The organism is Aeromonas sp. HMWF015, assembly GCF_963878965.1.
In the GTDB taxonomy this organism is placed as follows: domain Bacteria; phylum Pseudomonadota; class Gammaproteobacteria; order Enterobacterales; family Aeromonadaceae; genus Aeromonas; species Aeromonas veronii.
Map to the genome: position 1 here is coordinate 1 of NZ_CAWNZT010000262.1, position 6,976 is coordinate 6,976.

The following is a 6,976-nucleotide window of genomic DNA, read 5'->3' on the forward strand; positions in this document are numbered from 1 at the left end:
GAGAGAGATAAACGATAGCTCCGATCGTCTCTGGAACAAGCATCAATCGATAGCTATAACGTCGCTTGGGTAAGGAGGCAAGCCAAGCCATCAGAAACACCCCGATGCCTGGGCCAGACAACTCGTTGTTGGCCATGGAGGGATGGCAAACATAGCTGGATAACAAGATCTCCTCCTCACTCTCCCCAGGTAGCACCCACTCTGCATAAGTCAGTGAACCCGGTTGCAAACTGGTATCGATCACTACCTCATAATTTCCTTCCTGCAACGCTTCTCGCACATTATGGGGTAAGCAAAAGCCCCAACGGCGCTGGTAATAAGACGTGATATAGGGGATAGCATCCGGCAGTTCGGGCAATGAATGCAGATATGGCTGTAATTCTGCCAGTGACAGGGTACAACGCACCGGCTCAGAATAACCAACCAGGTGCAAGTTGCTGTCCTTGAAATCAACGACCTTGTGTCCGTCAGGCCCTACGATATAAGCCTGCTTTACATTCCACTCATCGGGCACTGTCCAATCGAAGCATGTGGTCCCGCTTTCCACCTCATGGATGATCAAATCAGGCAAGCAGTGCTGCCGGATCAAGGACAGTGTTTGCCGAACCCCCTCACCAGTCAGGCTACGATTGAGTGGAAAAAGCAAGGTTAAAAATCGATGCAGTTGTTCACCGAGCTGAGCCTGATCGTCCCAGTCTGTGGGAAGATAACCAGCGGTATGCATCTGTGTTGTCATTGTCACGCAACGTCCTCAATCAGCTCAACAATATGGCCCAAGGGGCTGAGAAAAAACTGGACATGAGCCCCTCCAAACGCCACTGCAGGTTGGCTTGGCCCAAGGGGAAGATGACGTTGTTCGCGTAGTCTGGTGGCACCCTCCTGCAGACTTTGTACACGATAGGCGAGATGGTTGATGACATTACGCCGGGTCTTGATCACCTGGGTCACAGGGCTGTCCTCACCGGCAGGGGCGACCAGTTCGTAACACAACCCATGCTCATCGTGCACAAACTGCACCCAGACTCCCTGCAGCGGATCTTCCACCGCAACCGAAAAGCGGCTCAGCCCCAACACGTCGCGGCAATAGGCCACACCACTCGCCAGGTCCGGCACCACCAGTCCGATGTGATCAAACTGCATGGGACTCTCCTCCCGCCCGGATCAGAGCGTATGGTGCCGACGCCAGCAACTCGCTGGTAATCTGGATAAAGTCACGGCACGAGACCGCCCAGACTGGCACCCGCTGACACAGCGTCTGGCGCCAGGCTCCCCGCTCCTGAAGCAGAGCCACCAGCCGGGAGAGATCGATCTCGCTGGCCAGCGACAAGTCGCGTACATAATAATCCGCCTGCCACTCCCGCACTCCACCGTCAACGCACACCTGACCCGCAAACCCCTTGTGATAGCGGTAGGAGACGGCCAGCCGCTGCTCCACATAGTGGGTGAAGGTGATGCGGTCAGGGTGACAACCCAGCCCCAGCAGCCAACCGTCCTGCTCTTCCAGCCAGCCAAACGGGCTCTCTTGGCCGAAGCAATCGTGGCACTCTCTAGCGACCAGCGCAGATCCCTGCGGGCCGCTAATCGCTATGCTGAAGATAGGATCCAACGTACGCACAACGCCTTCGCGCAGCCGGAACAGCTCTGTCATCAGCCCCACCTTGCTCGGTGTCTGCACAGGATCAAAGCACTCTCCTGTCATCGGGCTGTAACTAAAAGTCGGCACCAGCAGGTGCCCCCCCAGCCACTGTTCGAGATATGCCCAAAAGGCCGAAATACCCGCAGCGTTGCCCATACCGGCAAACTGGGCCACCACCATGGCATCCGAGTGAACCATCAGGGCGACGCCTCTGGGAATCCCCAGCTCGGTGAGCGCCTGCTCGAGAGCCTGCTTCACACAGCAACCCCTTTGCTCAACAAGGCTTGCTGGATCTCGGCCAGACTCTTCAACTCGGTCAGCTCATTCGGTTCGAAACGCACGCCATAGTGCTGCTCGATCAGTAACAGAAGATTGAAATGGCCCAGAGAATCCCACTCTGGAAAACTTCCTAGCGCTGAATGCGCGTTGACATTTGCCTGAGGAAACTGCTGGCGTACAAGCAAAATAAGGTCATTCATTGGTATAAAACTCCAAAAACGGGAGAGAAAGAGAAGTCAGATCCAGACTAAGGAATACCTCATCCGTCAGCGGTATCAATCCTGCTGGAATGGTTATCGGCCGAGTTGGCAGATTCGCCAGAAAATCCCGTGCTGGCAAGTTGCGCTCCGTAGTAACCAAACTAATGACCAGCTCGGTCACATTCTGCGCCAGCAACCGATCAACCAGTTGGGCCAGTAGCCAATATTCAAAGCCACGCCCCAGCACACGACAGCTGATGGCCAAGGTGTCCAACAGCACTCTTCCCTCATCGAGCGGACGCACCACCAGCAGGGCAGTCATGCCGTGATCGGCAAACCTGTCCCGCAAGCTGGCCAGCCAGACCTCGCAGCCCTCGGCGGCCAGCCGGGCCAGCTCAGCAGCCTGATAACGACGGGAAGATAGGTTGAACTGATTGGTCTTCTGACTGAGCTGTTCGGCTCGCAACTGGTTGCCAGGGGATAGCGACTGCCAGTTGGCGTGTAATGCCAATTGCCGCAAGAAGGCACACTCATCGCCCAGTTTCCTCCGTACAGCCTCAGCCTCAGCCTTTGCTTGGTAGGAACGCTGCCGCAAGCCATCATCCCGGCTGCTCGGGTGGCGACTACACAGGGCTGGCAGCGTCATCAGGGCATCCGGCCACGTCCAAAGGTCGGCTGGGGGAGTGACTACCATCACCTCAGGGCAGTTGGCCTGCACCTCGGCCCGCTCCAACTCGCTGTCATCCCAAAATACCAGGCTATCCAACCCAACATTGAGTTGCGTGGCCAGCCGCCTCAGCCCGCGGGATTTGGGCTCCCAGCCTATCTCGGCAGCAGCGATATGCTGACGTGTCAGCACCATGCCTGGATGCCCATCAAAAAGTTGCCACACATCGTCCGCCATATTCTTGGAGCAGAGCGCCAACACGATGCCCTGCCCGTGCCAATGACTGGCCGCCTGCTGGAAGGCCTGATAGAGCCGGCCCATTCCGTCCTGTCCCAGCAGGACGCCGCCGACACCATCTTCGCCAACCACGCCGCCCCACAAGGTATTGTCACAGTCGAGCACCAGCACCTTGTGGGCGGGTCGCTTCAATCGCTGCAGCAAGGGTAGAATCCACTGCGCCAGGCTGGCCAAACCGGCCATGGAGAAGGGGCAGGACATCAGATAGAGGTTGCGCCGATCGAAGCAGTGCTGGCGGCCATACTGTTGCAGCCAGAGCGGCAGGTGCAGGTCGTCCAGGCCGGGTTGCTGCTGGCGCAGGCGGGCCATCTGCAGCTCAAACGCACTGGCCAGCGCAGCGAGCACGGCAGGGGCCGGGCCATAGGCGGAGAGCGGGGCATGGCTGCAGGCCCCCACCAGCACATGATCCTGCGGGCGGCGCTGCAGATGCTGCAACAGAGGCAAGCAGAGCGCATTGACGAAAGCGGCGGCCGCCAGCTGCTGCTCGTCCTGCGTCAGACGACCCCACTCCTGCAGGGTCTGAGCGGGCACCAAATCTTCCCACAGCCAGATGATGATGTGAGTTTGCGAATTGGCATCGATGCCCTGATTCATTAAGGTCTGCAACCACTGGCCATAAGGTGCAACCTGCACCTCGTCATATTCAGCCAGAGTCCGCCAGGCAAAATTGCCCGGCATCAAGAACGAACTACCACAGAGATGAATCATTCTAATGACCTCCCTATTGTGTTACCGGAACCATACCGAGTACGAGCACATGAGACTATCGTGTTTAAACCTCATGAAAAACAAAAGCTTTTTCTGCCGCCATCAGTAGTTGATGCTGACGTAGGGCACTTCCGGCACCTGCCAGCGCTGCTTGAGGTAGACGGTGAGCACGAAGAAGAAGTTGGCCAGCAGGTTGGCGAAGCGATAGAGAATGGGCTCGAAGGCCACCTCGCTCTCTTCCAGCCGGACCAGCAGCCGCACCACCTTCTTGCTGCCACAGCGGCACAGATGGAGGGTGGGAATGGGTTGCGGCCCCTGCGGCAACACGAAACCGGTGACGCTGCCGCGACTCGCCTCGTTATAGTGGTCGTAACGGGCCTTGAGCCACTCAAGATCTGCATCGAAGATCCCCAGCTTGCCGCGTACCGAGCCGTTTAGGTTGTAGATAAGTCGCTGCAACGCCGCGAGATCCGCCAGCATGGGCTCGGTATCCGCATCCGGCGCAAGGTGTGACAGCACGGCCCCGACCTGACAGCAGAGCTCGTCGGTGGCGATTTCAAAATCACATTTGAGCGAGGTTTCGAAGATAAAGGGGTAGCAGAGCTCGCGCTTGTCTCTTGGCTTCTTGGGGTTCATGGGGCAACCGGATTGGAGAAAAGGCCAGTTTGCCAGCCCCGGGAAGGGCTGGCAAACGGCAGCTAATTACTTGCGTTACGCGCTGTGGCTCAGGCGTTCTTACTGGCGGGCTCGGTGGATGGCTGGAACTGGTTGATCATCCGCAGCGCCTCCAGCATCCGCTGGTTGAAGCTGGTGAAGCGATCGGCCTGTGCAGGTTCCCCTTCCCCTCTCGCCGCCAACACGGCCGGGGTCAGCGCCTGTTGTTGGGATGGTGGCAGCAGGCTATCCGCCTGTTTCTGCACCTGATCCAGCTTCGGCAGATAGTCGGCAAACGGCTTGATCAGATCCTGCAGGGAGTGCGCCCCCTGATAGGTCTGGCTCAGCTTGACGCTCTGCTTGAGCTTGAGGGAGTAGGAGGCCAGCTGGCTGTCATCCAGTTTCAGCTCGCCCGCCTTGTCCAGCAGATCCTCGAAGTTGCCGGAGAAGAAGCTCCCCGCCAGCTCGTCGATCCCCTTGACCAGCTTGCCGATGGACTCCATCTCGTCGCTGTTGAGATCCCCCTCCAGCGAGAAGCTGAAGCTCTGGCTCGACTTGAGGCTGAACTGGCTGCCGCTCTCGCTGGTCTGGGACTTGGTCTGCCAGCTGTCGTTGAAGCGCAGCACCACCTTGTCGCCATCCTTGGTCTGGATCTCCAGATACCCCTGCTGGCGACTGGCCATCTCGGCCTGTCCCATGTCGGTCGGAGAAACCTTGCCGAAGAACTCCTTCTCGAACTCCTCGAGCCCTTTCTGGATCAGCTTGTAGCTCTGATCGATACCGGTTTTGATATCGTCGTTGTCAGTCGCCCACTTGCCGAGCTGCTTCTTCGCCTCGTCAAAGCCCTTGTCGACCCCCTTGCGGGCCTGCTCCATCATCCCGGTCAGGTCGTCGTCAGATTTGCCATCGGCCCGTGCGGCACCAAGCCGCCCGGTCACGAACTGCAGCACGTTGTCCGCCACCGACTGGAAGTCAAACAGGGTCTCCGGGGTGATCTCTTCGGGCTCTTTCACCTTCGGCGCCTGATAACCCTGGCCGTTGATCTCCAGCGAGAACTGCAACGCCTGCTGGATCAGCACCTGCGCCCACTTGGGCGGCTTGTGCAAGGAGACCTCCTCCTCGCTCTTGACCTGTTTCTGCTCCGCCTGTTGGGGCGATTTGGGAGAAACACCCACTCCCTTGGGTTGGGCAGCGCCCACGCCTTCGATCTGCATAATGTGTCCTCCCACCATGCCTGTAGATCAGCTATCGGCCTGACTGAACACTTCTTGACCACAAAATACTGGACAATCTGCGGCTGGCTTTTAAAATCGGGCCCCTTTGGGTGGCCTGTTGCCTTCCCCCGATTTCGACCCGGCCTGGCCGGTGTGCATGTGAGGTATTTATGACCCAGTCCCAACAGCCTTCCGCGAACGCTCCGGCGCCTAGAACCGCGGCCGACTATCAGGCCCAACTCGACGAAAAGCGCGCTCGCCTCACCGAGCTGTTTGCCGGCTTCACCCTCCCGGCGCTGGAAGTGCACAGCTCGCCGGCGGAGTACTACCGGATGCGCGCCGAATTTCGCATCTGGCACGAAGGGGATGACCTCTTCCACTGCATGTATGCCCCGGCGACCAAAGAGATCATCAAGATAGACCACTTCCCCACTGCCAGCCGCCTCATCAACCAGCTGATGCCGGTGCTGCTGGAGGGGCTGCGTCCCCATCAGGTGCTGCGTCGCAAGCTGTTCCAGATCGACTACCTCTCCACCCAGTCCGGCCAGATCATCGTCAGCCTGCTCTACCATCGCAAGCTGGAGAACGAGTGGCAGCAGGCCGCCGAGGCGCTGCAGGCCGACCTGCGCGCCAAAGGTTTCGAGCTGCAGCTGATTGGCCGTGCCCACAAGCAGAAGATCTGTCTGGGGGATGACTTTGTCATCGAGCAGCTCAACGTGGCCGGTCGCCAGCTCATCTACAAGCAGGTGGAGAACAGCTTCACCCAGCCCAACGCCGCCATCAACGAGCAGATGCTCGGCTGGGCGCTGGAAGTCACCAAGGGGAGCGAAGGGGACCTGCTGGAGCTCTATTGCGGCAACGGCAACTTCTCCATCGCGCTGGCGCAGAACTTCCGCAAGGTGCTGGCCACCGAAATCGCCAAGCCGAGCGTCGACTCCGCCCAGTTCAACATCGCCGCCAACGGCGTCGACAATCTGATCATCCTGCGTATGTCGGCCGAGGAGTTCACCATGGCGATGCGTGGCGAGCGGGAGTTCAACCGCCTCAAGGGGGTCGATCTCAAGAGCTACCAGTGCAACACCATCTTCGTCGACCCGCCCCGCGCCGGTCTCGACGATGCCACCGTCAAGCTGGTGCAGGAGTACGACAACATCCTCTACATCTCCTGCAACCCCGAGACACTGCAGGCCAACATGGCTGTGCTGGGCGAAACCCACGAAATCGCCCGTTTCGCCCTGTTCGACCAGTTCCCCTGGACCCATCACATGGAAGCCGGGGTCTATCTGCGCCGCAAGGCCGGTTGATTCAGGCAGACAGGAAA

8 protein-coding genes are annotated in these 6,976 nt (G+C 58.9%); 1 reads left to right on the forward strand and 7 read right to left on the reverse strand.

Annotation, left to right across the window (positions count from 1 at the left end; all coding sequences use genetic code 11):
• The 7 genes from AACS18_RS13615 to AACS18_RS13645 form a co-directional block, all read right to left on the reverse strand.
• Positions 1–724, reverse strand: a 724-nt coding sequence (locus AACS18_RS13615; RefSeq protein WP_146184764.1) for a DUF4910 domain-containing protein, incomplete at its 3' end; no start/stop codon positions are given.
• Between the two features lie 14 nt (positions 725–738).
• Positions 739–1,140, reverse strand: coding sequence for a VOC family protein (locus tag AACS18_RS13620; RefSeq protein ID WP_108542639.1), 402 nt, complete (start codon positions 1,138–1,140; stop codon positions 739–741).
• Positions 1,130–1,894 (reverse strand): AAC(3) family N-acetyltransferase, encoded by a 765-nt coding sequence (locus AACS18_RS13625; RefSeq protein WP_108542640.1) that lies wholly within the window; start codon positions 1,892–1,894, stop codon positions 1,130–1,132. The genes AACS18_RS13620 and AACS18_RS13625 overlap by 11 nt, the downstream gene beginning before the upstream one ends.
• The gene (locus AACS18_RS13630; RefSeq protein ID WP_042081775.1) at positions 1,891–2,115 is read right to left on the reverse strand and encodes an acyl carrier protein; all 225 of its coding nucleotides are present in this window, start codon (positions 2,113–2,115) and stop codon (positions 1,891–1,893) included. The genes AACS18_RS13625 and AACS18_RS13630 overlap by 4 nt, the downstream gene beginning before the upstream one ends.
• Complete coding sequence (locus tag AACS18_RS13635; protein ID WP_181363282.1) at positions 2,108–3,793, reverse strand: HAD-IIIC family phosphatase; 1,686 nt, start codon at positions 3,791–3,793, stop codon at positions 2,108–2,110. The genes AACS18_RS13630 and AACS18_RS13635 overlap by 8 nt, the downstream gene beginning before the upstream one ends.
• A 96-nt stretch (positions 3,794–3,889) precedes the next feature.
• Positions 3,890–4,423: an ATP--cob(I)alamin adenosyltransferase gene (locus tag AACS18_RS13640; protein ID WP_108612490.1), complete on the reverse strand. Its 534-nt coding sequence runs from the start codon at positions 4,421–4,423 to the stop codon at positions 3,890–3,892.
• Positions 4,424–4,512: 89 nt separating this feature from the next.
• On the reverse strand, positions 4,513–5,655 hold the full coding sequence (locus AACS18_RS13645) for a DUF5610 domain-containing protein (RefSeq protein WP_108612491.1): 1,143 nt from the start codon (positions 5,653–5,655) through the stop codon (positions 4,513–4,515).
• 170 nt (positions 5,656–5,825) lie between these two features.
• Here AACS18_RS13645 and trmA point away from each other — a divergent pair, with 170 nt between their 5' ends.
• Entirely contained in the window at positions 5,826–6,959 is a 1,134-nt protein-coding gene (gene trmA, locus AACS18_RS13650; protein ID WP_108612492.1) for a tRNA (uridine(54)-C5)-methyltransferase TrmA, read from the forward strand.
• The last annotated feature ends 17 nt before the right edge of the window (positions 6,960–6,976 follow it).

Coding starts and splice junctions, on each gene's coding strand:
- AACS18_RS13630 (WP_042081775.1), bottom strand. CDS start 2,115: ATGAATGACCTTATTTTGCTTGTACGCCAGCAGTTTCCTCAGGCAAAT.
- AACS18_RS13645 (WP_108612491.1), bottom strand. CDS start 5,655: ATGCAGATCGAAGGCGTGGGCGCTGCCCAACCCAAGGGAGTGGGTGTT.
- trmA (WP_108612492.1), top strand. CDS start 5,826: ATGACCCAGTCCCAACAGCCTTCCGCGAACGCTCCGGCGCCTAGAACC.
- AACS18_RS13620 (WP_108542639.1), bottom strand. CDS start 1,140: ATGCAGTTTGATCACATCGGACTGGTGGTGCCGGACCTGGCGAGTGGT.
- AACS18_RS13640 (WP_108612490.1), bottom strand. CDS start 4,423: ATGAACCCCAAGAAGCCAAGAGACAAGCGCGAGCTCTGCTACCCCTTT.